Genomic DNA, 24892 nt, shown 5'->3' with positions numbered 1-24892 from the left:
AATCAGTGGAGGTGAATGGAAAATGAAAAATAAAAAAATGAAAATGCTGAGCCTTTGTATATTCCTAGTGGTATTGGTATCTATGATTGTCGGATGTAAGGGAGCGGATACGAATGCAGAAGAAAAAATAAGCAGTGATTTAAAGTTGTATTATGTGAATGACGAATACGTAGCTACCGGAAATGAAGATTTAAATCAAATGAAGGAACCTTATGAGGTAACCATTCAAACCAAGCCAAAAGATGCGTATTTAGAGGCTGTTTCTAAACTAAAGGAAGCACCGCTGGATGGCTATGTTACTATGTTGAGTGAACAAATTATAATCCAAAGCGTAAAAGTAGAAGATGGAACTGCCTTTGTTGATCTTTCAAGTAAAAATTTAAGCGGAGGATCGATGGAGGAAGGACTTTTAGTGAACCAAATCGTTTTAACTTTATTGGATTCCTTTGATGACATCCAACAAGTGCAGTTTACTTTGGACGGTGGAGTAACGGAATCACTCATGGGACATGTAGATGTAAGTAAACCATTTACAGTTAGCGACACAGGGGATGGAAACAAAAAAGTAATGATTGTAGAATAATTAGGGGGATGTTTGAAATAATTGAAACGATTGATGCAATAGAATCATAGTTTAAAAGACGAAAGGGAGAATTCCATGAAAAACAGCAAAGCGTATTTCAGAGGGTGCTTGCTTGGAGGGGCGATAGGAGATGCTTATGGGTATCCTGTGGAATTTTTAAAGCTTGAGGAAATTCGAGAAGAATTTGGGATGGAAGGGATTACAGAACTCGTTTGTGACAAAGAATCTCAAAGGGCACTTTTTTCAGATGACACACAAATGACAACCTTCACCGTAGATGGATTGCTTTGGGCAGATGCAAGGGCAAAGGAGAAAGGAATTTACGCTTATACACCATGTATATTTTTTGCCTTTCAAAAATGGCTTTATACTCAGACGGGAAGTTTTGCGGATGAGACATATAAATTTTTATTAAAAGGAGAGATTCTTGACTGGGAGGGGTTGTTTACAAGAAGGGGACCTGGGACAACCAGTCTAGTGACGTTAGCTGGATGTATCCATGGGAAATACGGAACGATAAAAAATAGAATTAATAATAGTAAAGGATCAGGGGCGGTTATGCGTGCAGCCCCCATTGGATTATATTTCTATAATGATCCTAAGATGGCTTTTAAAATCGGCTGTGAAAGTGGAGCAATCACACATGGAAGCCCCAGCGGATATCTTCCGGCAGGATGCTTGGCTTTTATTATTTCTGGAATCATTCAAGGTAAAGAATTGGAACAGAGTGTTTTTGACGTATTTGCAGAATTAAGAGAGTATGAAAATTACGAAGAAACCTACGAGGTCTTAAAAAAAGCCGTTACACTAGCAAGAGACTCAAAGGATGGCATAGGGAGCAGTGAGCTTCGGCAGGCAGAACTTTCTGATCTGCATTCTTTAGGGGAAGGGTGGACCGGAGAGGAAGCACTGGCAATGGCTGTTTACTGTGCACTAAAACATTCTGATGATTTTAAAAAAGCGTTATGGCTTGCGGTCAATAACGATGGAAACAGTGATACAATAGGTGCGATTTGCGGGAATTTGTTAGGAGCTTATTTAGGAAGTTTGGAAATTCCCTTTTCATGGATTCAAAAAGTAGAACTTTCTGACTTAATGGTACATGGAGCTGATAAAATGTTGGAAGCGATTACATAGAAAAACTGTCTCAGAGAGACCTTCTATAATACGAACAAATAAGGATAGAATAGCTGTCGGGTTTATAAAAAGTAAACAAAGACAGCTTTTTATTTGATTTCGTAAATATGATTATGCTCTTTTCTTGAAAAAGCTTGCCATACTGGTATAATATAGTCAACAGTATTAAATAAATAAAGAGTGCGGAGCGAATTTTCCATTTTGAAAAAGGTAGAAACCGCTTTTATGTTAGGAGATTTTTTATGAAACAGAATGAAGTGAGAGACATTAATTTAGCACCGTTGGGGCGACAGAAAATTGAGTGGGTTCGAAATAATATGCCGCTTTTAAATGGCTTAGAGGAGCAGTTTAAAAAAGAAAAACCATTTGATGGAGTAAAGATATCCTTGTCAGTCCATTTGGAAGCGAAGACGGCTTATCTTTGCGAGGTTCTTGCAGCAGGAGGCGCGGAGATGTCCGTAACCGGAAGCAATGTATTATCAACACAAGACGAAATTGCTGCCGCTCTGGCTGTAACCGGAATGAAAGTATATGCTTATCATGGCGCTACTGCGGAGGAATATAATCGGCATATTGAAATGGCTTTGGAGCACGGCCCGAATATCGTTATTGATGACGGAAGCGATCTGATCAATATGCTTCACAATAAAAGAACTGACTTATTGAAAGATGTTTGGGGTGGCTGTGAAGAAACGACAACAGGTGTCATTCGCTTGAAGGCGATGGAAAAAGACGGTGCATTGAAGGTACCTATGGTTGCAGTAAACGATGCAAAATGCAAGCATATGTTTGATAATCGTTATGGAACAGGGCAGTCCGTATGGGACAGCATCATGCGTAATACCAATTTAATTATTGCAGGAAAAGAAGTGGTAGTCGGTGGTTACGGATGGTGTTCCAAAGGTATTGCAATGCGTGCAAAAGCATTGGGAGCACGGGTCATCGTTACAGAGGTTGATGCGGTTTCTGCCGTGGAGGCAGTTATGGATGGCTTTGAAGTTATGACGATGGAGAAGGCTGCACCGCGTGGTGACATCTTTGTTTCGGCAACAGGCTGTAATCAAGTCATTACAGTAAAATATATGCTCAATATGAAAGATCGTGCTATTTTAGCAAATGCAGGTCACTTCAACGTAGAAATTGATATGGAAGAGCTGGAAAGAAAAGCGGTTGCAAAGAAAGAAACTCGTCCAAACATCATGGGCTACTGGCTGGAAAATGGAAAGTGTGTCAATGTAATAGCAGAAGGTCGTTTGGTAAATATTGCGGCAGCAGACGGACATCCGGCTGAAATTATGGACATGAGCTTTGCAGTGCAGTGCTTGAGCGCAATGTATATTTTGGAAAATCGCGGGAAGCTGGAGAACAAAGTAATCGATGTTTCAAACGAGATTGATAATTTAGTTGCAGAGCGGAAATTAGCGGCATGGGGAATCCAAATTGATAAGCTGACTTCTCAGCAGGAAAAATACTTATCCAGCTGGAATTTATAGAGTTGGGACTGAAAGAAATTTACAAAAAAGAAGTAGGGCATTGCGTTTTGCAATGCCCTTTTTTTGCAAATTACCTGATACACGATGTAAGACTATCTTGTATAGCAATTGCAGAAAATGATAACCAGCAATAAGAAGAAAAATAATAAACTGGTATCAATACCCTCTCCGCGTAGGAGACCACATCCGTCTGACATTATTAATCACCTGCTTTTTTAATATTTTATATGTGTGTATTATAAAGTATTCGCAAATAGTCAAATGTGTGACTTAAAATAAAAAAAGGTTTTATGAAAAATAAAACCTTTTTTTTTATACTTTTATGAATTCATTTATTGCCCCATTTAGCCAATATCTTGAAAAGCTTGTGCAATACGACCTTGAACTTGTTTTAGACCCATAATTTGCTGGATTTCCCACAGATCAGGAGAATTGGTGCGTCCTGTGAGCGCTAGGCGGATCACGTTGCTTACATGTCCGACATGCCCCTTGTATTGATCTGGATTTTTCTTAAAGTCTTTTGGTTTAACCGCATAGCCTAAATCAGACGTAATGGTTCGAATTTTTTCAAACCAGTCTTCTTGACTGTCAGATTCATCATAAACTTGGAAGTAGCGGTTGAGAATTTCTTTTACATCCTTAAGAGGAACCTCTTTTGGATATTCATCTTCGATAATAAAATGCTCGTCAAAGAAATAACTGATAAAATGAAAAATCTGACGGCAGTAAATGAAATCTTTACGAGGTTTGTTACCTCCCCGGTCTATGGAAAGAATACGGAGCATTTGCTCTTCTTTTCCTGCCATCATTTCAGCAAGAGCCGGCTGGTAAGCTCTGGACCATTGCAGCAGGAAGAAAAAGATTTCTTCTGCACTTAATTTTGCCAGTACCTCCTTGCTGACATCATTCAATTTATCTAAATCAAAAAGCGTACCAGAATTACTCATTTTATCGGTAGTAAATTTAAACTCATCGATTTGCGCATCTGGATTTGCTAAACGAAATTCTTCAAAGTTTGAATTCAATATCGTAAGTAAATATTCTCTTACTGCAAACGGATGATAACCTTCTTGCTTATAATATTCCAAGGAAAGTTCGGGATCCTTTCTTTTTGAAAGCTTTCTTTTCGTTTCTCCATCCATTTTCATAAGAACGGTCGTATGGCAGTAAATTGGAAGAGACCATCCCAAAGCAGAAAATAAAGCGACATGAATCGGTAGAGAGGAAAGCCACTCTTCACCACGTACAACGTGCGTTGTACGCATGAAATGATCATCGACTACATGGGCAAAATGATAGGTAGGAATTCCTGTTCTTTTTAATATTACAACATCCTGATCATTTTCTGGCATTGTCAGTTCGCCTCGGATACCATCTATCACGGTAAAGTGACTGTCTGGATTTCCATTTGAACGGAAGCGTACGACATAAGGTTGTCCGGAAGAAATTCGATCGACGATTTCTTCAAACGTTAAATCTCTATGCTTTGCCCAAGTGCCGTAGATACCAGGGTTTAATTTTTGAGCTTCTTGTTTTAATCTAATTTCTGCGATTTCTCCCTCTGTTAGAAAACAAGGATAGGCTAAGCCTTTTGCAACTAAATGCTTTGCAAAGCACTGATAAAGTTCTCCGCGCTGGCTTTGGTAATACGGACCATAATCACCGGTTTCGCCGCCGATTCCAGCACCTTCATCAAAATGAACACCAAAATGATGCAGTGCATTGATCAGCATAGGAACAGCACCTTGTACTTCTCGTTTATCATCCGTATCTTCAATACGAAGAAAGAAGACACCGCCGCTCTGATGAGCAAGGCGTTCTCCTGCAAAGGCGCCATAAAGATTACCGAGGTGAATAAAACCAGTCGGGCTTGGACCAAGTCTCGTAACTTTTGCACCCTCAGGTAAGTTTCTTACGGGATAGATTGTTTCATAATCTTCAGGTGTTTTTTTGATCTGAGGAAATAGTAAATTTGCTAATTTGGTATAATCCATTTTTTCACTCCATTCTATATTGCGTTTCTGTTGATGCAAGATGGCTGCGGCAACAGGAATTTTGTACAATTAAAAAAATTATATAAAGAGATATAAACCTTGAATTGACTTAAACTTAAAAGATTTTAGACATACTCTAATTATTATATACTGGAAAAACTTATATTTCAATAAAAACAAATGCTGTAAAATGAATAAGGAAAGCCTCTTTGTCGATAAATAAGAAAATACTTTTTTGGTTAAAATAGATGTAGTTGGAAAAGGAGAGAAAAGATGAAGGCACAAAGGCTGGCAAAGGGGCTGCGCATCATTGCTCAGTTTGAAACGCCATCGTGGATCACGAGATATTTTGCGTATAAAGCAGCGGAACTTTTGGAAAGACAGGCAGATGAAATAGAAGAAATGAAAAATACGATACAGCCAGTTCGCTGCGGAGAATGTGCCAGAAGAGCAATTTGCATTTTCTGGGATTTTCGATATCAAAAAAATAATTATATGGATTACCATGATTTTTGCAGCAAAGGTACGCGCTGAAGAAAAATGAGATTTAAAAAAAATTACTTCTATTAATCAATCATTGGTTCCTTTTAGGTATAAAAAAACGCCTGCGGTTAAACAGGCGTGAGTATTTATAATTTAATTAATAACATCTACGGCAGCAGCACCAGTAACATTTACAGCAACAACAGCAACAGCAACGGCAACGAGTGCGGCGACACCAGTAACGAGAGCAACACATAATCGCACCTCCCTTCGCTGGGTTACTAACATAATATGTATGGTAATATAAAAAAGTGATTTTTATTATGGATATATTTACCTTTTTCATGAAGAATCGATAATTATGATTAAAATAAGGTCTGGTGGTAATAAAAAAAGAGGCACACAAACAACATGTTCCTCTTTTTCACTTTATTTTATGTTATAAAAGACATCTATGCATGATCTTTTTCTAGTTACTAAATGCATCTGACATTTCTGTTGCGAATTCGATCATTCCGCCAGTCAGTGCGTTTATAATTTCTGTGTTATCTTCAAAATCATCGATCTTCCATCCATCTTCTGTTTTTGTAAGATTTATCTGGGCTGTTTTTTCATAGTCAAAAGTAGCGTCGTTTAAATGCTCGGACAGCGTATTTTCCATCAGTTTATTCATTTCTTCATCCGAAACATCTGAAAAAATCATGGAAAGCGCTTTTTGAAAATAATCCGAAACAGCGTTCGTAAAAGCTACTTTAAAGTTATATGTTTTTACGCTAACATCAACTGTAGCCTTATCTCCATCAATCTTTTCGTTTGAAAGGGTATATTCAAAGGCTAATAGCTTCTCTTTTATTGTTGACATGAATTCCTCACTGAGGGATTCGGTATCAACACCTGTGGAGTTAAAGAAGTTCGACAATTCGGTATCGCCAGAATAGAGTTCTGAAATAGTTGCGGTATCGTTTTTCTTGAGTGTGTCCATATAGGAATTGACGACATCAGTCGGAGTTGGATCCACCCCACAGGCAACAATGGATAAGCACAAAATAACTGCGAGTAAAATGGTAGTTAATTTTCTCATATTTTCCTCCAAATTTTTTAAAATAACTAAAATATTGTTCAATATAGATTCATATAGAATGAGTACTAGATTATGATAAATACTTTTTTTAATAGAGTAATCCACTGAAAATAAATCTAATAAAACCTTTTTTCGAGTGGGAATTACGAGATGTGTGTGCTTAATAGGTGCATTTAAGCAGTGGAACAATGAAATATAACAAATAATATAAAAAACTAAAAGCTGAATATCGTGTTGCATTTGTTTGAAAATGGCATCATTTTATGCAACATGTTTTAATTTTTGATTAAATATTTCAAAAGTCCAACCGTTGAAAAGCAAAGAAAAACCGCTATTTATAGCGGTTATCTGCTTGGTATCCCGTAGGGGAGTCGAACCCCTGATTCCACCGTGAGAGGGTGGCGTCTTGACCACTTGACCAACAGGACACATCCTTTTTAAATTATCTGTATCAGACTTTAACTATTATAATCGTTTTTCTTTTATTTGTCTATGGTATTTTTAGAAGTTTTTTGATAAAATGTGTAATAACATCTTTTTCGTATTAACTTTTTCATGACGGAAAGGATAGGGAAATCATTGAAAAAGGAGATGAAATACATGAATCAGTATAAAAGTACAAGAGGCAGTGCTGAAACGAAAACAGCGGCACAAGCGATTATCAAGGGGATTGCAGAAGATAAAGGTTTGTTCGTTCCTGAGCTTTTTCCTAAGCTTTCCGAAAAACCGGAGGATTTCGTTTCCTTAGATTATAGAGAAGTTGCTTACCGTGTATTATCTAAATTTTTAGATGATTATACAGAAGAGGAATTGAGATACTGCATTGATTCTGCTTATGATGATAAATTTGAAGCGGAAGAAGTGGTTCCGTTAAAAAAAGGCGGGGAGGCATATTTTCTTGAGCTTTACCATGGAAAGACTGCTGCCTTTAAAGATATGGCGCTTTCTATTTTGCCTTATTTATTGACAACTGCAATGAAAAAAGAAAAGGAAGACAATAAAATTGTAATTTTAACGGCAACCTCTGGAGATACAGGAAAAGCAGCATTAGAAGGATTTGCAGATGTTTCCGGGACTGAAATTGTCGTATTTTATCCAAGTGAAGGGGTGAGCCAGGTGCAGGAGCGGCAGATGATTACTCAGCAAGGCGAAAACACCCATGTTTATGCAATTCGAGGTAATTTTGACGATGCCCAGACTGGTGTAAAGAAAATTTTTAGTGATAAGGCTTTTTCAGAAGAACTGGAGAAGATGGGGTGTAAATTCTCATCTGCTAATTCCATCAACATTGGTCGATTAGTTCCTCAGGTAGCTTATTATGTATGGGCTTACGTACAATTGATAAAACAGGGGGTACTGCAGGCAGGGGAACCGATGAATGTGGTTGTACCGACAGGAAATTTTGGAAATATACTGGCTGGCTATTATGCAAAACAGATGGGCATTCCGATTCATAAATTCCTTTGTGCATCCAATGAAAATAAAGTACTGACTGACTTTATCAATACAGGGATTTACGATATTCAAAGAGATTTTCATATTACAAATTCACCCTCAATGGACATCCTTATTTCCAGCAATTTGGAACGCTTACTTTACCATTTGTCAGGTGGCAACGGAGCAGAGATCAAAGAGTTGATGGAAAACTTGGAGAAAAATAAAAAATACGAGGTAAGCAGTACAATCAAAGAAGGATTGGCTGATTTTTATGCCGGCTTTGCTACAGAAGAGGAAACGAAAAAAGCAATCGGTGATTTGTATGCACAAGATCATTATTTAATGGATACGCATACAGCAGTTGCATATAAAGTATACGAGGACTATCGAAAGGAAACAGGAGATAATACGCCAACGGTTATCGTCTCAACTGCCAGTGCTTATAAGTTTGCAGATAGTGTTGCAGATGCAATCGGTTTACCGAAATTTGCAGATGGTTTTGCATATATCAATGCACTGAATGCAAAAACCGGAGTCCGTGTGCCAAAAGGACTTACTGGCTTAGAGAACAAACAAGTACGGCATACAGGTGTGGTAGATAAAGATGCACTTTCGGAAGCAGTAAGGGAATCTCTTAAATAAATCGAAGATGAAAAGTAATAAATAAAAGTGAAGAGCAAAGCCGATTAAGAAATAAGGTTTTGCTCTTTTTATGATTACATAGGAAATAGCCTCCTACTTTTCTAGTACAGCGTAGAATAAAAAATTGATTGTACATTCTTATGACAGTAAAAAACCATAAGAATTTGTATATTCGATAAACTATAATATGCTAAAATTTAGTAAGTACAGTTTCGATTCGATCAATTGCCAGATCTATTTCTTCTTCGGAAACCGTTAATGGAGGGAGAATGCGTATCGTCTCATTACTGCTTCCTGCAAGCAGAAGTTTTTGCTCCATACATTTCCTGATAATTTCTTTTGAAGAATGTTTCATCTGCATTCCGATCAGCAATCCTTTTCCCCGAACCTCTTCAATCATTGGATACGTTTCTTGTAATCTCTTTAGTTTAGTAATAAAGTAGGTACTTTTTGCCGGAACATCAGAAAGTAAATCTTTATTAATCAGCTGTTCTAATATCGTAAGTCCACATGCGCATGCCAACGGGTTTCCGCCGAAAGTACTGCCGTGATCTCCTGCTTCAATACAATTGACAGCTCTTTTAGAAGCGATAACAGCTCCAATTGGAAAACCACCTCCCAGACCTTTCGCAATTGAAAGCAAGTCGGGCTTCACATCAAAATACTGGTGGGCAAAAAGCTTGCCGCTTCTTCCCATTCCACATTGCACTTCGTCGAAAATAAGAAGCGCATGGTATTGATTACAAAGTTGCTGTATTCCCTTTATGAACGATTCTGTTGCTGGTATGACACCGCTTTCACCTTGAATCGGTTCTAATATAATGGCAGCAACAGAGTCGTTCATCTGTTCACGAACACTTGCAAGATCATTAAAAATAACTTCTTGGACATTTTCAAGAAGCGGTCGGAAATTCTTCTGATATTTCTCCTGACCCGTAATCGATAGAGAACCCATTGTCCGCCCGTGAAAAGAATTTTTCATATAGAGGATTTTGTTTTTATTTGGAGCAATCTGTGTTCCATATTTTCGTGCAATCTTTATTACAGCTTCATTTGCTTCTGTTCCGCTGTTGCAGAAGAATACTTGATCGAGATTGCTGAGGTCTCGAAGTCGCTTTGCTAGATTCAAAACCGTATCATTCCAAAAATAATTTGAAATATTTATTAAAGTGTTACTTTGTTTTTGAATGGTTTCAACTAATGCAGGATGACAGTGTCCTAAAGTATTGACTGCGATTCCGGATATAAAATCCAGGTAGGGATTGCCGTTGTCATCGTAAAGCCAAGATCCTTTGCCGGAATGAAAAGTCAAATCATATTTGGAATAAAAAGGTATAAAATAATTATTTTTCATAGGCAGCTCCATTTCCATCTATTCGTTACATAAAGAATTTTAATTTTAAGAGACACTATAAAACAGATAAAATGATTCGTCAATCATTCTTTTATAAAAACATTAAAAAAATATGTCCTTTTATAGAAAAAGAGAAAATATTAAAAAACTTTAAAAAAGGGGGTTGATTTTTTTCTGAATACCAAGTAAACTAGCAACATTAATGTTGATAGAGGTGCGAAGCAAAAGAAGATGTAAGTCGCCGGCGGGCAATGATTTACATTGGAGGTATCCTTCGCCGAACTGCAGGTTTAGGCATAAATCTGTGGTGGGCTTATAGTTAATAGCTATAAGACTGTCTACGAAAGTAGTTGTGCTATCCTTAATGACCGTAATTTTGATATTTTACGATTTTATATCGTTGATTCAAAAATTTAACGTCAACAAGGGATACCTTGTTGATTTTTTTTTACACTTATGGTTTAGGGGGACAACAATGATAACATGATAAATGATAAGGAGTGAGATTATGAGAAGATTTACTGGATCAATGGTTGCTTTGATTACGCCGTTTCATGAGGATGGAAGTGTGAATTTTGAGAAACTGACAGAGTTGGTGGAATGGCATGTTGCAATGAAAAGTGATGGAATTGTTGTATTGGGAACGACGGCAGAGTCACCATCATTAAATGCGAAAGAAAAAGAAGAAATTGTAAAAAAGGTAATTGAAGCGGCGGATGGGCGAGTACCAATTATTGTAGGGAGCGGTTCCAATAATACGATGCAGGCAAAGGAGGATAGTTTAAAATATGAATCCTTAGGAGCAGATGGACTTCTTGTGATTACTCCTTATTATAATAAAACGAATCAGCCGGGAATGGTAAAGCATTTTACTGCAATTGCAGATGTAGTCTCAACGCCTGTCATTCTGTATAATGTACCTGGTAGAACGGGATGTTCCTTAAGTGTGGAAGCGGTAGAAATTCTGAGCAAGCATAAAAACATTGTAGGAATTAAAGAGGCAAGCGGAGACATTGGATTTGTAAGCTGCATATCTAAATTTATTAACTCACACTTTTCCGTATACTCGGGTAATGATGATATGATTGTTCCGATTTTATCGCTCGGAGGGGCAGGTGTAATTTCAGTATTAGCTAATATTTTACCACTGGAGACACATCAAATTGTGACTTCATTTTTAGAGGGAAATCTTGAATTTTCCAGGAAGATGCAGCTGAAATATATGGATTTGATCCAAGCTTTATTTATTGAAACAAATCCGATTCCAATTAAGGAAGCTATGAATCATCATGGAATGGATGTTGGAGGGTATCGGCTCCCACTTTGTAGTATGGAAAAAGACTCACGAGAAAAACTGCAAAAAATAATGAATATACTTGATTTAGAAAAGGAGGTATCATGAGTAACAAAAAAGTAAGAGACCAAGTAAAAACAGTGATTGTTGGTGCAGGAAGAACGGGAAAAGAAGTTAGGAAGAAAGTTGACGAAGCGGAAGATATGGAGTTGATCGGGGTAGTGACAAGACATGGAGCGGATGAAAAATGCCTTGACTCGTTAGCAGAACTGGAGGAAATACCGGAGGTCATTATCGATTTCAGCAAGCCAGAACGCTTGGATGAAATTCTCCACTATGCAGAATCAAACAGTATCCCGCTGATATTAGGAACGACTGCGTATAGTGAAGAACAAAAAAATATGATTTATAAATTATCGGAAAAGATTCCAATTGTCTACACATCAAATTTTTCATTAGGGATTACTGTTTTGAAGCAGGTGCTGAAACAGATTACTCCGATTCTGAAAGAAGAATTTGATATTGAGGTAGAGGAAATGCATCATAGTGCAAAGCTGGATTCACCAAGCGGTACCACAAAAATGCTCTTAGAGACATTAAATAAAGAGCAGGAATATAAACTGGTTTACGGAAGAAACGGGAATGAAAGACGCGGGAAGGAAATTGGCGTACATTCGTTGCGGGGAGGCACAGTTGCAGGGCAGCACAATATCGTTTACGCCGGGGAAGATGAATTGCTGCAAATCTCTCATCAAGCACATTCCAATTCCATCTTTGCAAAAGGCGCAGTAAAGGCAGCAAAATTTATTCTGCAAAAAAGGAATGGGATATACGATATGAGTGACGTTTTATTTGAAAGGAAAGGATCATAAATGGAAGCAAGCAGAATTATAAAATTTATTCAAGAATCAAAAAAGAAAACGCCGGTTAAGGTATACTTAAAGGAAAGAAAGAAAGAAGCATGTGAGAGAATCACTTTTTCAAAGTGTCAGGTATTCGGACTGGAAGATCGTATTATTTTCGGCGATTGGGAAGAAATCGCACCGATATTGGAAAAAAATTGTGACCGGATTGATGAATTGGTAATAGAAAATGATTGCCGTAATTCTGCAATTGCTTTATTGGATAAAAAAAATATTAATGCACGCATTGAGCCGGGGGCAGTGATTCGTGACCAGGTGCAAATTGGAGATCATGCTGTTATTATGATGGGAGCGGTGATCAACATTGGAGCTCAGGTTGGAGAGGGTACGATGGTGGATATGAATGCGGTGCTTGGTGGTCGTGCAATGATTGGACGAAATTGTCACATAGGAGCAGGTGCGGTCATTGCGGGAGTAATTGAACCGCCAAGCGCAATTCCGGTTATGATCGAAGACGGTGTTGTGGTCGGTGCAAACGCAGTCGTTTTAGAAGGCGTACACGTCGGAAGAGGAGCTGTTATAGCGGCTGGATCTGTCGTAGTAGAAGACGTTCCTGAAAATATGGTTGTTGCAGGTGTACCTGGAAGAATTATAAAAAGCAAAGACGAAAAATCCATCAAGAAGACAGAGTTTGTTCATGCACTGAGAAGCCTTTAAAAAAATAAGACGGAAAGGTTTGATTTACATCCTTTCCGATTTTTTCTTATTATCATATTTTTTAGACTGTAAGCGTAAAAACATCTATCACTTGCATATTTTTACAGAAGTATCTTTATTTTAGGTTTTCCGGTCCAAAGGTTTGGGGTTGTCCATCCGGAACATCCATGTCATTTGCAAGGTGTAAACAGTCGATTACATAGAAGACCAGGCTGAGTACCATGCCAACGATGGTGGCTAGTGCCATTCCTTTTAGTTGAACTTCACCGATTTGAATAAATGCACCGGAAAGACCAGTAACAAATACAACGGAGGAAAGTGCCAGATTTCTGGAGCGGTCATAGTTGACTCGTTCATCAACTAAGAGACGAAGACCGGAGGCTGCGATCATACCGTAAAGCAGGAAGCTGATTCCACCCATGACCGGAGTTGGGATTGTCTGAATTGCACCGGCTACTTTGCCGATGAAAGCTAAGCAGATAGAAAAGATACCAGCGCCGCCGATTACGTAAACGCTGTAGACCTTTGTCATGGCCATAACACCGATATTTTCACCATAAGTAGTTGTAGGAACGGAGCCGCAGAAGCCGGATAACATGGTAGAAAGACCATCTCCAAGCAGTGTTCGGTGCAAGCCCGGTTCTTTGATTAAGTCTTTTCCAACAATTTTACCGGTTACGAGCTGGTGCCCAATGTGTTCTGAAACAACAACCAGAGTTGCAGGCAGGATAATCATAATTGCGCTCAGATTAAATGCCGGGCTCTGGAAATTCGGCAATGCAAACATAGAAGCGGTTTTCATTGGAGTAAAATCGATGATGCCGATAAAGTAGGAGGCGGTATAACCAACGATAATGGCGATCAGTATAGGAATGGCAGCAAAGAATTTACGGAATAACACTGATCCGAAGACTGCGGTTCCTAAGGTGATGATGAACACCGCAACAAATCTTGGATCAATTTCAGTGTAGCCATTTTCGGGATCTAAAATTAAACCTCCCATTCCAGCTGCGGTACCGGCTAGCTCTAATCCAATTAATGCAATGACGGGACCCATTGCAGCAGGCGGTAAAAGTATGTTAATCCACTTTGTTCCAAAGAATTTTATAATAATTGCGGCTATACAAAAAAGGCCTCCGGATATAATGAAACCGCCTAAAGCGTATTCAAATCCGAGGTCTGGATTAGCCATAATCAGTAAAGTTGGCGAAATAAAAGCAAAGCTGGAACCTAAGAAGGCTGGCGCTTTGCCTTGTGTAATCACTATAAATAACAGAGTACCGATACCATTCATCAATAGTACGATGGCGGGGTTGAGACCGAATATTGCCGGAACTAATACGGATGCACTAAACATTGCAAATAAATGCTGAATGCTAAGAGGAATACCCTGTGCCAGTGGGACTCGCTCTTCTACTTGGATGACTTTTCTTATTTCGCTCATATTTTTCTCCTTTTTCTCTCATTAACTCAAACTTGAAATATAATATCACCAGTTGAATAAAAATGCAAGAGAAAAAATAAAAAATTACTAAAGCGTATTTTGCTATTTAGTAAAAAAATAATGGTTTTTAGACACAATAAAAAAGCAAACGAAAATAAAACGCTTGCTTTCCGATTTTTTGAATTTTTAATTAGAAACAAGGACAGAGACAATCCGTACAAATGTAGCATTGCAAAAGCTTGCAGAGCATGTCGTCATTTCGGTTGTAGCCTCTTCCGTAAGAAGCGTTGCGATAGGCTGGTCCGGCATTTACAATTGTATTTAGCGCACGTTGATATTCAAAATTATTTGGGTCCATAGATACAGCCGTTTTAATTTTAGCGGAGGCATCATCGTACCAGCCTTTTCGATAAGAAAGAATACCACTTAAAAAGAACCATTCGGCATTTCGATTTGAAATTTGTGCAAGCATCTGTTCTGCAGCCGGTAGGTTACCTAGATCTAAATATCGGCGGACCTCCATAAATTCTTGTGTCGGGCGGGTGCTTTGTCCTCCTGCGCTTTGATAGGAAGTGCTATTGTTAAAATTGTTAGAGTTCGCATTTTTTGCCAGTGCATCATATGCTTCATTAATTTCCTGAAGCTTCTCTTGTGCCAAATCAGCTAGCGGATTGTTTTGGTAGCGGTCCGGATGGTATTTTTTTACAAGCTCTTTATAAGCAGTTTTGATTTCATCTTGAGAGGCATTTTGACTGACTCCCAGTACCTCATAGGGATTCTTCATGTTTGGTGTTTCCTTTCTGCAATACCTTGTCCGTTTGATGAAGCAAACCAAGGTATATGATATTTTCCAAAATTCCTTTATTTTGTTTTAATTCTAAAAGCGCCAGAGCTTTACTAATTTCTGATAAATATTGAAGTAAATTAAATTCCACTTGCTTTTCAATACGTATTTTAAATGCAGGAAGACTTTCCGCTCCTTTTTTATAGGAGAAACGACTAAAAAGGGGATTATAAACATTTTTTGTTTCATCTTTTTCTAAATCATCAAAGGCATCAATCAGATAAATCCATTTTCCAAGATGATACCCGATTTGCTTTAGAATCAAACGATCGGATTCTTTTACAATCAGGTGATTCTCAGAAAAAAGAATTTCTGTTATTTTTGCAAACGGTTCTGCGACTTGATCGAGACTGGCGCAGTTTTGCTTTTCCAGATCAGCAAGTTGTGATAAATGTGCTTCGATTTTTTGACAGCGTTCTGCTTCTGAATGAAAAAGTTTATGAAGCAAAGGCTTTGCAATTGCTTGTCCAAAAGCAGCTAAAAGGTTTTTTTCATCAGAATAATCGTCTTTCAGTTTATAATATGCCAAAAGCAGCATCGTATCAGCTGCATAGTCAATTGCATCGCTGTTACGCATAATATTCTTTTTTTTAATAGGGTGAACAAGGCAGTGTTCTTTCTGGATTATTGGTCTTTCTTCAACAATGGCAGATAAGAGCATAGCTAGAAAAACAGCATCATAATTCAGAGCAAGCCTCGGGATTTGACCATAGCGGCGCCCAATTGATTTACAGATTCCACAGTAATAAGCACTGTAGATATCATACTCATACATTTTGAGTTCGGATTTTTCTGCTATAACATAGCCCTGCATGTAAAATCTCCCTTAAAAAATAGTAGAATATATTATATCATATAATTTGTCGGTTTTTGTGATAAAAATGTGAGCATGTCATAAAGAAATTTAATTTTTTAAAGTGTATGTGTTTTTTTTTACTTATTTTGTTTAATTGGAAAATATATATTACATGAAAAGAGTCGTGTGCTTAATTTTAGAGGAGAGTAAATATGACGGGACGTTGTCTTGTTTTGGTGCTACAATAAAAATAAAAGCTGCGTATGGAGTATATGGAGGAAGTATGATGCTTGAAAGAATACCAAGCGAAGAAGAAATGACGGCATTAATTGGAGAATCTCTATTTTATATCTGGTTAAAGATGACAGAGTTGATAGAGTCTAGGTATGAAATGGAGCGTCTTTGGAATCGAGGCGGGAAAAAATGGATGTATGAATATAAGTACCGTAGAGGAGGTAAATCCTTGTGCGCCTTATATGCAAAAGAAAATGTGATTGGGTTTATGATTATTTTCGGAAAGAATGAAAGAGCTAAATTCGAAGAAAATAGAGGCGATTACTCAATAGAAGTACAGAGAGTTTACGATGAATCTACCACTTACCATGATGGAAAATGGATGATGTTTGAATTAATGGATACATCACTATTACCTGATATGGAAAAGTTATTACGAATCAAGAGAAAACCGAATAAAAAATAGTAAATCTTATTCCAATCAACGGGATAATCGAATAGAAAAAATTAAAACTGGGTATGCTTACAAATATAAAAGTTTTATATCGGAGGTAAGCGAATGGAAATCAGCACACAGGATCGTTTAAAGAAAACGTTGTTGGATACCCAAGAGCGGGTACGTGATTTTATGCATTTTTCAGATGAAATGCAGGATAATGAAATGGGAGATTTTTTTCGTCAATATGCTTTGACAGAGGCAGAACATGCTAGAAAACTTCAAGAGTATATTGAAATAAATCAATGAGATTGTAAAAAAAATAGGCGTCGAAAAAGGCGTCTATTTTTTATATCTTTTTTATAAGGAAGTAATTGTTTTACAACTTTACATGGCGAGTGACTTATTGTTTCACACGTCTTGCGAGCTTAACAGGATTAAAGTCTATAATAAAAGCGTCTGCCATTTAGGCAGACGCAAAATCTCTAACTTGAACAGCGGCGGCAGCAGCACCAGCAGCAACGATGGCAACAACAGCAACATCTTGTTGAAGTACCGGCTACACTGTTAGAACTGCACCTATTTGTCGAAGTACCAGCTACACTGTTAGAGCAACCGCACCTATTTGTCGAAGTACCAGCTACACTGTTAGAGCAACCGCACCTATTTGTTGAAGTACCGGCTACACTGTTAGAACTGCACCTATTTGTCGAAGTACCAGCTACACTGTTAGAGCAACCGCAGCTGCTTGTTGTGGCTCTGGCTACATTGTTATTAGAATTACAACACATATAATTAGACCTCCTCTGGTCACTGCTATTGTATTAAAAAGGGTTAAGATTTGTTACGATAAAGGCGAAAATATATTTATAAATTTAATTAATTATTTTAGATAACAGCCTTGCACTTGCATAAGACGAGTGGTGCAATCCTGATTACAACCAAAGACTTTATGGTTATTTATACACGTTTCGATTCCGGAGATGGAAGCACAATTATGACGAAGAAAACAAAATTATGCGTGAGCATTTGTCGGACATAGCGAACGAAGAGTACAAAGTCGCATTTAGCACATATAATAACTATGTAATAGAATGCAAGGCTAGAGCTTATACAGAAGTATATGGTAATTAAATAACCATCTTAAACAGCACGCTCGATTGCGTGTTTTTAGTTGCAAGAAAGAGGATAGCTATATGAGTTTATTTGAAATTGATGGTGCTTGCATCAAGCAAAGAGAATACGTTAATATTCCTGCGTGGCACAATAAAGGGTATACAGGGGAAGGCATTACAGTATTTTGTGATGACACAAAAACGCAGCATCATGCGGAAAAAGTAGCGGATATCATGCAGATAATTTTGCCGAAAGCAAGAGTTTTGACGGGTAATATTGGATACACAATCAAAGATGGTATTATAAAATCAGCAAGAATCTCTTGCACTCAAACAGGTGAAATATTAGCTTTTGATGAGTTCATTGAGAAATATGATATATCTTCTATCAATAATTCAAAAGGTGGAAATAAAGGAATCTACAATATGCCAGAATCCATCTTTATGGCAGAAAAAATTAAAGAATATAATCTATTGCTTACCGGAGCGGCAGGAAATATAAATGAGGGATACATTGAAAACGTTTATCTCGGAGCAGCAATTATTGTAGGTTCTGCAAATCTTATAAACAATAGACCGGTATACGGGATGAAAGCAATCGGTGAAGGGATTGACTTCGTTATGTTTCGCGGGTGGGAATCCGGCACAAGTTTTTCAGCACCGTTTTTAAATGCAATGGGTTGTTTGTTAAGATGTAAGTATGGCCGACAATTAACACAAAATCAAATATATAGTTATTTTAAAAATCACAGTAAAGACATGAGGACTGAGGAAAAAGATGTTTATACCGGATGGGGGTTGCCTATTATGGGAGATGCACAAACAGTAATTAAAATGCAGTTAGGGAAGAAAGTAATGACTGTTGACAATTGCAAAATAGAAATAGATCAAGAACCAATGCAAATCAAGAAAACAAACAGAACGGTTGTACCGATCCGTGCAATCGCAGAGGCTTTCGGAGCAGAAGTTATATGGGATGAAAAAACAAAGACAGTTACAATTATTAAATAGAAGCTGAGGAAAGTGAAATCGGTTTTTTAGTTTTTCCACCATTTTTCCACCAACATCATAGAAAAATAAAAAAACCGTTGAAATTTCAACGGTTTTTTGGCGGAGGACATGGGACTCGAACCCACGGGGCTGTTACACCTTACTCGCTTTCCAGGCGAGCTCCTTAGCCACTCGGTCAATCCTCCAAAAGTTGCTTTTTGATTTGTACTAAGCAGCGTACCTTTAATAATATAACGTATTTCGCCAAAAATTGCAACAACTATTTTTGTAATTTCAAAATTTATCGGACAGCCTTTGCATACATTGTATGGGAGGGCGTATTTATGAACATTAGGATAAAAAGAAGCTATGCATCGAGAAAACATAGACCAAGGCTGTATTCCAACAGAAATCAGGCAAGACTACTCGCGTATCTTGTTTTGCTGGGTTTTATTATCGGAGCATTACTGTACATCGTTGAATCACGAAATGAGCAGAAATTTCATGAAGTACATGAAGGGGTTGGAACATTTGATGTAATAGACGGGCTAGAAGTGCATGAAGAAGTTGCAGGTGCCTATAAGATTGATGCGCTGCTGCCTCAAGTGGTCTCTGATTTAAAAGATGCAACGAATGTAGGTGCGGAAATTGCTGCTGATTTTTACTATATATACGATCGGAATCAGGCTAACGTGGCAGAGGCATTTAGTGGATGGAAGAGCCCCGTAATCGAAGTTTCTTATGAAGTGAAAAGAAAAAATAAGATTCATGAAATAATAATTGCAACAAATGTTTCATCAATCTATGCTTATGAGCCTCTTACAATTGTCAGACATTACTACTACAATGAAAAGAAGCAGAAGGTATTGGAATCAAAAATTGAATATAAAAAATAAAACTCCTCGCGATACAATAAAACGGTGGTCTAACGACTACAATTTAAAGATCGAGAGGAGCTTTAAACAGGACTATTCACAAATTACGGCCGTTCCGGAAGCTGTAACCATAAGCATTCCATTATCGGATCCGAGTACCTCATAATCAATATCGACACCGACAACCGCATTTGCGCCTATTTCAAGGGCTCTTTGCTCCATTTCTTTCAGCGCATTTAGTCTTGCACGAATCAGTTCATCCTCATAACTATTGGAACGCCCTCCAAAAATATTGGATAAGCCCGCAGCAATATCTTTTAACAAATTGACACCGGAAACAATTTCTCCAAACACAATCCCTTTATATTGCGTAATTCGTTTCCCGTCAATGCTGGGTGTTGTTGTTATAATCATATTGATCCCCCTTTAAATTAAGCTTGAGTGAAAATAATTTCTAAATTTACAATACGCTATTCTTTTTTTCATGTCAAGAAAAAGCAACATATACGAGAATTGGTCGAAGAAACTTAGGTTCTAAAATCTAAAAAGATATCGTAAAATGGAGAGGGGGATTGTATAAGATGAAATATTTAAAAAAAAAGGTTATTCAAAACTGCATGAAGCGACTTGGTTCTGCCATACTTTGTATGGGTATTATTTTTGCGGGAATACTACTTTCATCTTGTCAATGTAAAACGTTATCGATTTCGCCCGATAATGTGGAAGCATCTAATGTAATTGTAGAATACGAGCGGCATGAAGATCTAAATGGCATTTATCGAATTGACATCGTGATTCCCAAGGTGGATGCAGCAGGGGAAGCGGCAAAAACGCTAAATGAAACAATCCATAGTGAATTCATGGATTATTATAGATTGAATGCGGAAAACGCCAATGAAATTTTGGGAGGATGGAAATATCCTCAAATCAATATTTCCTATAAAGTAATTCGATTAGAGCAGATGTGTGCGATTAGTGTCATTACTGAAATTCATTCAGAAGAAGATCAAGGAAAAGAGCTTTCTGTTCGAAATTATTATTATGATGAAATAGAAAAAGAAATATTAAGTATGGAAGAATATCTAAAAAAAGTTGGACTGACGGCTGAAGATATAACACAAGCATTTATTAGTGGTATTGGACGGGATTACCATTTGGAGCAAGTAGAATTTTCTAGTTTGCAAAACCATTTTTATATTAATGGGGAGAAAGAACCTGTTTTTTGTGTATCAGATTAAATGATGTTTTTTTAAAATAAGAATTTTCAATCTGGTTAACCTAAATGGGTAAAGTTAAAAACGATGGAGGTAGAAGATGAAATTTAATTACCATCCGGACATAACAAAGAAACAACATACGTGTGTCTGTATTGGCACTATTTTTATGATGCTATTTCAATTATACAAATCACAAAAGAACGTAAAGCATTTTTGTAAAGCATTGAAAATAAGTGAAGAGCGATTTCGAATTGTTTCAAGCCATACAGATAATATTGTGTTTGACTACGATGTCAAAAAAAAGCGGATGTACCATTGTGATCCGAGTATCCTGCGGTATGGTGTTAATACGAAAATTGAAAACGTACCGGAGAGTCTGATTGAAAAAGGAATTATTTCACCAGATTATGCGAAGGAATTTTGCCAAATCTTTTATGACATTGCGGCGGGTGCACCCAAAGCCTCTTGTGTTGTGAAGTCCAATTTATGTGACCATACGCATCGTTGGGATAAAATTATTTTAACAAATGTATTTGATGATATGGGAAAACCCATTCGCACGATAGGAATACTCTCAAATGTAACGGAACAAAAGGAAGCTGAAATTCGATTTATTCAAGAAGAGCAATACCGTAAAGCGATATGTGAGAAATCTATATTGAGCTATGAGTTTTATTTAAAAAAGGATCAAATTATCAATGGAAATGCTTATTGGAAAAAATATTTAGAAAAGGCAGAGACGAACCGCTATTCCGCTGTCCTCGAATATGCAGTTGCGCATAATGTCTTCGCAGAAGACCGGCAAAAAGTATACGAGACATTTCAATTATGTAATCTTTTGGAGATCTATAGTCAAGGACAAAGCAATATAGAGTTAGAATACCGTAGAATTAAAGAAGATGGAACCATTTCTTGGGTAAATTGCACGATGCACTTATATCGTGATTTTAAAAATAATGAAATAAAAGGGTTTGCTTATGTAAAAGATATTGATAATGAGAGAAAAGAAACCCTGCACTTGAAAGAAAAGGCACGTAAAGATTCACTAACCGGACTTTATAATCGAGCAGAAGCAGAGAGATTAATTGGAGAAATTTTGACATCAACAAAAAAGAAGAATATGATTCACGCTTTTCTGATTATTGATTTAGATGATTTTAAGGGAACGAATGATCAATATGGTCATATTGCCGGAGATACTGCTTTAAGCGAGATCGCAATTAAGATGAAAAAAGTATTTCGCAAAACAGATATATTAGGTCGACTTGGTGGAGATGAATTTGTTGCTTTTTTGAAAGATATAGGTGATTTTAAACGGATTGAAAGTAAAGTAAAAAGTCTTTGCAATTTACAGATTGATTTAGGAGAAAACCAGGGAGGTGTACTGGAAATCTTTAGTACAGTTGGAGTTGCCATGGCTTTTGAACAGGGCACCAGCTTCATGGATTTATATGATAAAGCAGACAAAGCGTTGTATTTCGCTAAAAACCAGGGAAAAGCGAGATATGCATGCTATGATGAAGCCCTTTTTCTTTATGAGCATGAATAAAAACGGTGACGTTACTAATTAGATCGTAAGTTCACCGCGAAGATTTTCTTGCATTTTAGCTTCGATTTCTATCTTTGAATAGCCTTTACTGATCAGATAATAGAGCTTTGTAACAGTAGCTTCTACAGTCATATCATATGCACTTACGACACCATTTTTTTGAAGCGGAAGGCTGGACTCATAGTCACCGATTCGTGCAGAGCCTTTAAAGCATTGTGTACAGACCGCAATAATTGTTTCATTCTTTGCGGCATTTTCTAATGTTCTTAAAAAAGCTTGGTCATAATTTGGAATATTTCCAGCACCAAAAGCCTCTAAAACGATTCCTTTTAAGTCCGCGGACACAAGGTCCTCAAAAATGCCAAACTGAAGACCGGGGAAAATTTTCAAAACAGCAATCCGATATTCTGTTAACAGTTGTAAAGAGAATGGCTCGTCAGTTTGTTTCAAAATATTATTCTTATCAATGGTAATTCTTATACCTGCTTGCGCAAGTGCAGGGTAATTTGGACTATCAAACGCAATTAATTCATCCGCACTCATCTTTGTAGAACGATTTCCACGAAATAACTTTTGGCTGAAATATAGGCAAACTTCAGGTATCGTCCCTTCAGCAGCGATGAGTAATGCTGTAATTAGATTATCTTTAGCATCATTGCGTATTTCACAAAAGGGTATTTGAGACCCGGTTATGATGACTGGCTTTTTTAAGTTTTCTAGCATAAAGGACAAAGCAGAAGCAGTATAAGCCATGGTATCTGTCCCGTGAAGAATGACAAATCCGTCAAATTGATCATAGTTTTGCAAGATAGTTTTTCCAATTAGGTTCCATTCTTTAACAGAAATATTGGAAGAATCTAAAAGGGGATTTAATTCGATTAATATATAATCAGGTATTTGACTGGATTGAAGTTCTGGCATTTGAGACAAAAGAAACGGTAAGTATCCTCTTTGCGGAGCGTAGCCGTTCTTTGTTTTTGTCATACCAATCGTACCGCCTGTATAAATGATGCAGACATTTTTTTTACTCATAACTTACACCTTACTTCATTTCTTTGTTTATGAATTCAGTAAACTGATCTTTTAATATCAATCGTTTCCTGTCATACTTCATTTATAAGAATTCTATTTTATTTGTTTGGATATAAAAAATTCCTTACACGTTCCATACAATCATCATCACCGATAAAATATAAGGTATCATGTTCTGAAAGGGTTGCATAAGGACCCGGCGACAATAGAAGATCATCTTTTCGCTTAACTGCGATGATCGTTGCGGAAGTGTGATGCCAAAAATTCATTTCTCTAATAGATTCATTTAAATGGGGTGTTTCTTTTAAGATTTCTAATTGAAATGGAATAAAAGGATTAATAGAACGAAACAGTTCTGTTTTATCAAGTAAAGATTCTAAGCAGTGAGTAAATATCTCAGTTTCTTTTTTTTGACGTTCTACACTTTTTATTAGTTCTTTTTTTAGAGAATTAATATTTTGAATATCTTTATATTGCTTTACAAAAGCAATTGCATTTTCATAAGATTTTATTATGACTCCACTGCCTTTTGTAGAATCGGCAATTCCAAGATCCGATAGTATACAAATTGCACGTCGTGCGGTTTCTGATGAGACCCCATACTGTGTAGCAAGAGCGGACCTTGCATATATTTTATCTCCGACTACGTATTTTCCTTCAACGATTTTAGCGGCAATGTCGGCCGCAATTTGTTGGTAGCGGGGAGTTGATATTTTTAATTTTAAATCCATAATATGATGCTCCTTGTTTTAACCTATCAAATAGGTTTAATTATAACATAATTAGTGTGTAATTCAATAAGCGCCGCATAAATATTTATAGAGTTTACATATTTACCTTAAAATACAATGAGTAAAACTATTTTTTTGTATTACACTACTTATGTAAAATGTTTATTATATAAATAATGAAAACGAAAAAATTTAAGCTCTCTAACATATAAAAGAAATATATGAACAAAAAAATTTACCTTCCTTATAGAAAAAGTGATTTCCGAAAATCGAAAATCACTTTTAAGGTAGGAGCTTTTTTTTATTAGGATTCTACCGTATGGCTATTGGGTCTGAAAAAGAAAGAAATTGCATAAATTCCAGCAAGTCCTACAACAGCAAATATAATTCTACTAATTAGTGCAAGTTGACCTCCGAAAATGCTTCCAACTAAATCATAACCGAAGAAACCAATGAGACCCCAGTTTACAGCACCGATGATAACTAAAACTAAAATTAAATTTCTCATTTAAAATCACTCCTTTCAATTTCTATCTTTCCCATAGCAAATG

General features: G+C 37.0%; 25 protein-coding genes, 2 tRNA genes and 1 riboswitch. Of the genes, 14 read left to right on the top strand and 13 right to left on the bottom strand.

The window, feature by feature from the left end; all coding sequences use genetic code 11:
* Window positions 1-22 precede the first annotated feature (22 nt).
* From U5921_RS03200 to U5921_RS03190, 3 genes are all read left to right on the top strand, one after another.
* Complete coding sequence (locus tag U5921_RS03200) at window positions 23-583, top strand: GerMN domain-containing protein (protein WP_324825036.1); 561 nt, start codon at window positions 23-25, stop codon at window positions 581-583.
* Between the two features lie 75 nt (window positions 584-658).
* A complete protein-coding gene (locus U5921_RS03195; protein ID WP_324825035.1) occupies window positions 659-1720 on the top strand; it encodes an ADP-ribosylglycohydrolase family protein in 1062 nt (353 codons plus the stop codon).
* A 242-nt stretch (window positions 1721-1962) separates the two neighbouring features.
* Window positions 1963-3213 carry an adenosylhomocysteinase gene (locus tag U5921_RS03190; RefSeq protein WP_324825034.1) on the top strand — a complete coding sequence of 417 codons (1251 nt, stop codon included), beginning with the start codon at window positions 1963-1965 and terminating at the stop codon, window positions 3211-3213.
* 344 nt (window positions 3214-3557) lie between these two features.
* On the opposite strand, the gene gltX is transcribed toward U5921_RS03190, so the two are convergent.
* Window positions 3558-5207: a glutamate--tRNA ligase gene (gltX, locus tag U5921_RS03185; protein ID WP_324825033.1), complete on the bottom strand. Its 1650-nt coding sequence runs from the start codon at window positions 5205-5207 to the stop codon at window positions 3558-3560.
* Between the two features lie 273 nt (window positions 5208-5480).
* Between gltX and U5921_RS03180 the strand changes: the two genes are divergently transcribed.
* Window positions 5481-5741 (top strand): hypothetical protein, encoded by a 261-nt coding sequence (locus tag U5921_RS03180; RefSeq protein ID WP_324825032.1) that lies wholly within the window; start codon window positions 5481-5483, stop codon window positions 5739-5741.
* Window positions 5742-6159: 418 nt separating this feature from the next.
* On the opposite strand, the gene U5921_RS03175 is transcribed toward U5921_RS03180, so the two are convergent.
* A complete protein-coding gene (locus tag U5921_RS03175; protein WP_324825031.1) occupies window positions 6160-6771 on the bottom strand; it encodes a hypothetical protein in 612 nt (203 codons plus the stop codon).
* Window positions 6772-7124: 353 nt separating this feature from the next.
* Window positions 7125-7199: transfer RNA gene (locus tag U5921_RS03170), tRNA-Glu, on the bottom strand.
* A 172-nt stretch (window positions 7200-7371) separates the two neighbouring features.
* Between U5921_RS03170 and thrC the strand changes: the two genes are divergently transcribed.
* Entirely contained in the window at window positions 7372-8850 is a 1479-nt protein-coding gene (thrC, locus tag U5921_RS03165) for a threonine synthase (RefSeq protein ID WP_324825030.1), read from the top strand.
* Window positions 8851-9040: 190 nt separating this feature from the next.
* On the opposite strand, the gene U5921_RS03160 is transcribed toward thrC, so the two are convergent.
* Complete coding sequence (locus tag U5921_RS03160; RefSeq protein ID WP_324825029.1) at window positions 9041-10204, bottom strand: aspartate aminotransferase family protein; 1164 nt, start codon at window positions 10202-10204, stop codon at window positions 9041-9043.
* A 201-nt stretch (window positions 10205-10405) separates the two neighbouring features.
* A riboswitch (Lysine riboswitch) is annotated at window positions 10406-10570 on the top strand.
* 142 nt (window positions 10571-10712) lie between these two features.
* On the opposite strand from U5921_RS03160, the gene dapA reads away from it, so the two are divergent.
* From dapA to dapD, 3 genes are read left to right on the top strand one after another with little or no spacing between them, the layout of a single operon-like run.
* Window positions 10713-11606 (top strand): 4-hydroxy-tetrahydrodipicolinate synthase, encoded by an 894-nt coding sequence (gene dapA, locus U5921_RS03155; RefSeq protein WP_324825028.1) that lies wholly within the window; start codon window positions 10713-10715, stop codon window positions 11604-11606.
* Window positions 11603-12370, top strand: coding sequence for a 4-hydroxy-tetrahydrodipicolinate reductase (dapB, locus tag U5921_RS03150; RefSeq protein WP_324825027.1), 768 nt, complete (start codon window positions 11603-11605; stop codon window positions 12368-12370). The genes dapA and dapB overlap by 4 nt, the downstream gene beginning before the upstream one ends.
* A complete protein-coding gene (gene dapD / locus U5921_RS03145) occupies window positions 12371-13078 on the top strand; it encodes a 2,3,4,5-tetrahydropyridine-2,6-dicarboxylate N-acetyltransferase (protein ID WP_324825026.1) in 708 nt (235 codons plus the stop codon).
* A 115-nt stretch (window positions 13079-13193) separates the two neighbouring features.
* Here the strand turns inward: dapD and uraA are convergent, their stop codons facing one another.
* From uraA to U5921_RS03130, 3 genes are all read right to left on the bottom strand, one after another.
* Window positions 13194-14522 (bottom strand): uracil permease, encoded by a 1329-nt coding sequence (uraA, locus tag U5921_RS03140; protein WP_324825024.1) that lies wholly within the window; start codon window positions 14520-14522, stop codon window positions 13194-13196.
* 190 nt (window positions 14523-14712) lie between these two features.
* Window positions 14713-15306, bottom strand: coding sequence for a J domain-containing protein (locus U5921_RS03135; protein WP_324825023.1), 594 nt, complete (start codon window positions 15304-15306; stop codon window positions 14713-14715).
* A complete protein-coding gene (locus U5921_RS03130; protein WP_324825022.1) occupies window positions 15290-16180 on the bottom strand; it encodes a DUF5685 family protein in 891 nt (296 codons plus the stop codon). The genes U5921_RS03135 and U5921_RS03130 overlap by 17 nt, the downstream gene beginning before the upstream one ends.
* Before the next feature lie 268 nt (window positions 16181-16448).
* Here U5921_RS03130 and U5921_RS03125 point away from each other — a divergent pair, with 268 nt between their 5' ends.
* Complete coding sequence (locus U5921_RS03125) at window positions 16449-16862, top strand: DUF3788 domain-containing protein (RefSeq protein WP_324825948.1); 414 nt, start codon at window positions 16449-16451, stop codon at window positions 16860-16862.
* Between the two features lie 93 nt (window positions 16863-16955).
* Window positions 16956-17141: a hypothetical protein gene (locus tag U5921_RS03120; protein WP_324825021.1), complete on the top strand. Its 186-nt coding sequence runs from the start codon at window positions 16956-16958 to the stop codon at window positions 17139-17141.
* Window positions 17142-17317: 176 nt separating this feature from the next.
* Here the strand turns inward: U5921_RS03120 and U5921_RS03115 are convergent, their stop codons facing one another.
* Window positions 17318-17623, bottom strand: a complete 306-nt coding sequence (locus U5921_RS03115) for a hypothetical protein (RefSeq protein WP_324825020.1) — start codon at window positions 17621-17623, stop codon at window positions 17318-17320.
* Window positions 17624-18028: 405 nt separating this feature from the next.
* Here U5921_RS03115 and U5921_RS03110 point away from each other — a divergent pair, with 405 nt between their 5' ends.
* Window positions 18029-18958 carry a stalk domain-containing protein gene (locus U5921_RS03110; protein WP_324825019.1) on the top strand — a complete coding sequence of 310 codons (930 nt, stop codon included), beginning with the start codon at window positions 18029-18031 and terminating at the stop codon, window positions 18956-18958.
* A 97-nt stretch (window positions 18959-19055) separates the two neighbouring features.
* On the opposite strand, the gene U5921_RS03105 is transcribed toward U5921_RS03110, so the two are convergent.
* Window positions 19056-19143: transfer RNA gene (locus U5921_RS03105), tRNA-Ser, on the bottom strand.
* Between the two features lie 138 nt (window positions 19144-19281).
* Between U5921_RS03105 and U5921_RS03100 the strand changes: the two genes are divergently transcribed.
* Entirely contained in the window at window positions 19282-19833 is a 552-nt protein-coding gene (locus U5921_RS03100) for a hypothetical protein (protein ID WP_324825018.1), read from the top strand.
* Between the two features lie 72 nt (window positions 19834-19905).
* On the opposite strand, the gene U5921_RS03095 is transcribed toward U5921_RS03100, so the two are convergent.
* Window positions 19906-20226 carry a putative heavy metal-binding protein gene (locus U5921_RS03095; protein ID WP_324825017.1) on the bottom strand — a complete coding sequence of 107 codons (321 nt, stop codon included), beginning with the start codon at window positions 20224-20226 and terminating at the stop codon, window positions 19906-19908.
* 167 nt (window positions 20227-20393) lie between these two features.
* Here U5921_RS03095 and U5921_RS03090 point away from each other — a divergent pair, with 167 nt between their 5' ends.
* On the top strand, window positions 20394-21050 hold the full coding sequence (locus U5921_RS03090; protein ID WP_324825016.1) for a hypothetical protein: 657 nt from the start codon (window positions 20394-20396) through the stop codon (window positions 21048-21050).
* Window positions 21051-21126: 76 nt separating this feature from the next.
* Window positions 21127-22578 (top strand): sensor domain-containing diguanylate cyclase, encoded by a 1452-nt coding sequence (locus tag U5921_RS03085; protein WP_324825015.1) that lies wholly within the window; start codon window positions 21127-21129, stop codon window positions 22576-22578.
* Window positions 22579-22596: 18 nt separating this feature from the next.
* Here the strand turns inward: U5921_RS03085 and ansA are convergent, their stop codons facing one another.
* From ansA to U5921_RS03070, 3 genes are all read right to left on the bottom strand, one after another.
* Window positions 22597-23610: an asparaginase gene (gene ansA, locus U5921_RS03080; protein ID WP_324825014.1), complete on the bottom strand. Its 1014-nt coding sequence runs from the start codon at window positions 23608-23610 to the stop codon at window positions 22597-22599.
* A 98-nt stretch (window positions 23611-23708) separates the two neighbouring features.
* A complete protein-coding gene (locus U5921_RS03075; protein ID WP_324825013.1) occupies window positions 23709-24341 on the bottom strand; it encodes a GntR family transcriptional regulator in 633 nt (210 codons plus the stop codon).
* Between the two features lie 304 nt (window positions 24342-24645).
* The gene (locus U5921_RS03070) at window positions 24646-24849 is read right to left on the bottom strand and encodes a DUF378 domain-containing protein (protein ID WP_324825012.1); all 204 of its coding nucleotides are present in this window, start codon (window positions 24847-24849) and stop codon (window positions 24646-24648) included.
* Window positions 24850-24892 lie beyond the last annotated feature (43 nt).

The sequence above is a fragment of the Sinanaerobacter sp. ZZT-01 genome, assembly GCF_035621135.1.
Taxonomy (GTDB): domain Bacteria; phylum Bacillota; class Clostridia; order Peptostreptococcales; family Anaerovoracaceae; genus IOR16.
This window is presented reverse-complemented; position numbering and strand designations above follow the sequence as displayed.

What these genes read in the sequence shown, in the direction of transcription:
- U5921_RS03200 (WP_324825036.1), top strand. Translation starts at nt 23, where the DNA reads ATGAAAAATAAAAAAATGAAAATGCTGAGCCTTTGTATATTCCTAGTG.
- U5921_RS03085 (WP_324825015.1), top strand. Translation starts at nt 21,127, where the DNA reads ATGAAATTTAATTACCATCCGGACATAACAAAGAAACAACATACGTGT.
- U5921_RS03160 (WP_324825029.1), bottom strand. Translation starts at nt 10,204, where the DNA reads ATGAAAAATAATTATTTTATACCTTTTTATTCCAAATATGATTTGACT.
- U5921_RS03090 (WP_324825016.1), top strand. Translation starts at nt 20,394, where the DNA reads ATGAAATATTTAAAAAAAAAGGTTATTCAAAACTGCATGAAGCGACTT.
- U5921_RS03135 (WP_324825023.1), bottom strand. Translation starts at nt 15,306, where the DNA reads ATGAAGAATCCCTATGAGGTACTGGGAGTCAGTCAAAATGCCTCTCAA.
- U5921_RS03195 (WP_324825035.1), top strand. Translation starts at nt 659, where the DNA reads ATGAAAAACAGCAAAGCGTATTTCAGAGGGTGCTTGCTTGGAGGGGCG.
- U5921_RS03095 (WP_324825017.1), bottom strand. Translation starts at nt 20,226, where the DNA reads ATGATTATAACAACAACACCCAGCATTGACGGGAAACGAATTACGCAA.
- U5921_RS03115 (WP_324825020.1), bottom strand. Translation starts at nt 17,623, where the DNA reads ATGTGTTGTAATTCTAATAACAATGTAGCCAGAGCCACAACAAGCAGC.
- U5921_RS03120 (WP_324825021.1), top strand. Translation starts at nt 16,956, where the DNA reads ATGGAAATCAGCACACAGGATCGTTTAAAGAAAACGTTGTTGGATACC.
- U5921_RS03180 (WP_324825032.1), top strand. Translation starts at nt 5,481, where the DNA reads ATGAAGGCACAAAGGCTGGCAAAGGGGCTGCGCATCATTGCTCAGTTT.
- U5921_RS03130 (WP_324825022.1), bottom strand. Translation starts at nt 16,180, where the DNA reads ATGCAGGGCTATGTTATAGCAGAAAAATCCGAACTCAAAATGTATGAG.
- uraA (WP_324825024.1), bottom strand. Translation starts at nt 14,522, where the DNA reads ATGAGCGAAATAAGAAAAGTCATCCAAGTAGAAGAGCGAGTCCCACTG.
- thrC (WP_324825030.1), top strand. Translation starts at nt 7,372, where the DNA reads ATGAATCAGTATAAAAGTACAAGAGGCAGTGCTGAAACGAAAACAGCG.
- U5921_RS03110 (WP_324825019.1), top strand. Translation starts at nt 18,029, where the DNA reads ATGAGTTTATTTGAAATTGATGGTGCTTGCATCAAGCAAAGAGAATAC.
- gltX (WP_324825033.1), bottom strand. Translation starts at nt 5,207, where the DNA reads ATGGATTATACCAAATTAGCAAATTTACTATTTCCTCAGATCAAAAAA.
- U5921_RS03190 (WP_324825034.1), top strand. Translation starts at nt 1,963, where the DNA reads ATGAAACAGAATGAAGTGAGAGACATTAATTTAGCACCGTTGGGGCGA.
- U5921_RS03125 (WP_324825948.1), top strand. Translation starts at nt 16,449, where the DNA reads ATGCTTGAAAGAATACCAAGCGAAGAAGAAATGACGGCATTAATTGGA.
- dapD (WP_324825026.1), top strand. Translation starts at nt 12,371, where the DNA reads ATGGAAGCAAGCAGAATTATAAAATTTATTCAAGAATCAAAAAAGAAA.
- U5921_RS03075 (WP_324825013.1), bottom strand. Translation starts at nt 24,341, where the DNA reads ATGGATTTAAAATTAAAAATATCAACTCCCCGCTACCAACAAATTGCG.
- U5921_RS03070 (WP_324825012.1), bottom strand. Translation starts at nt 24,849, where the DNA reads ATGAGAAATTTAATTTTAGTTTTAGTTATCATCGGTGCTGTAAACTGG.
- ansA (WP_324825014.1), bottom strand. Translation starts at nt 23,610, where the DNA reads ATGAGTAAAAAAAATGTCTGCATCATTTATACAGGCGGTACGATTGGT.
- dapB (WP_324825027.1), top strand. Translation starts at nt 11,603, where the DNA reads ATGAGTAACAAAAAAGTAAGAGACCAAGTAAAAACAGTGATTGTTGGT.
- dapA (WP_324825028.1), top strand. Translation starts at nt 10,713, where the DNA reads ATGAGAAGATTTACTGGATCAATGGTTGCTTTGATTACGCCGTTTCAT.
- U5921_RS03175 (WP_324825031.1), bottom strand. Translation starts at nt 6,771, where the DNA reads ATGAGAAAATTAACTACCATTTTACTCGCAGTTATTTTGTGCTTATCC.
- U5921_RS03100 (WP_324825018.1), top strand. Translation starts at nt 19,282, where the DNA reads ATGAACATTAGGATAAAAAGAAGCTATGCATCGAGAAAACATAGACCA.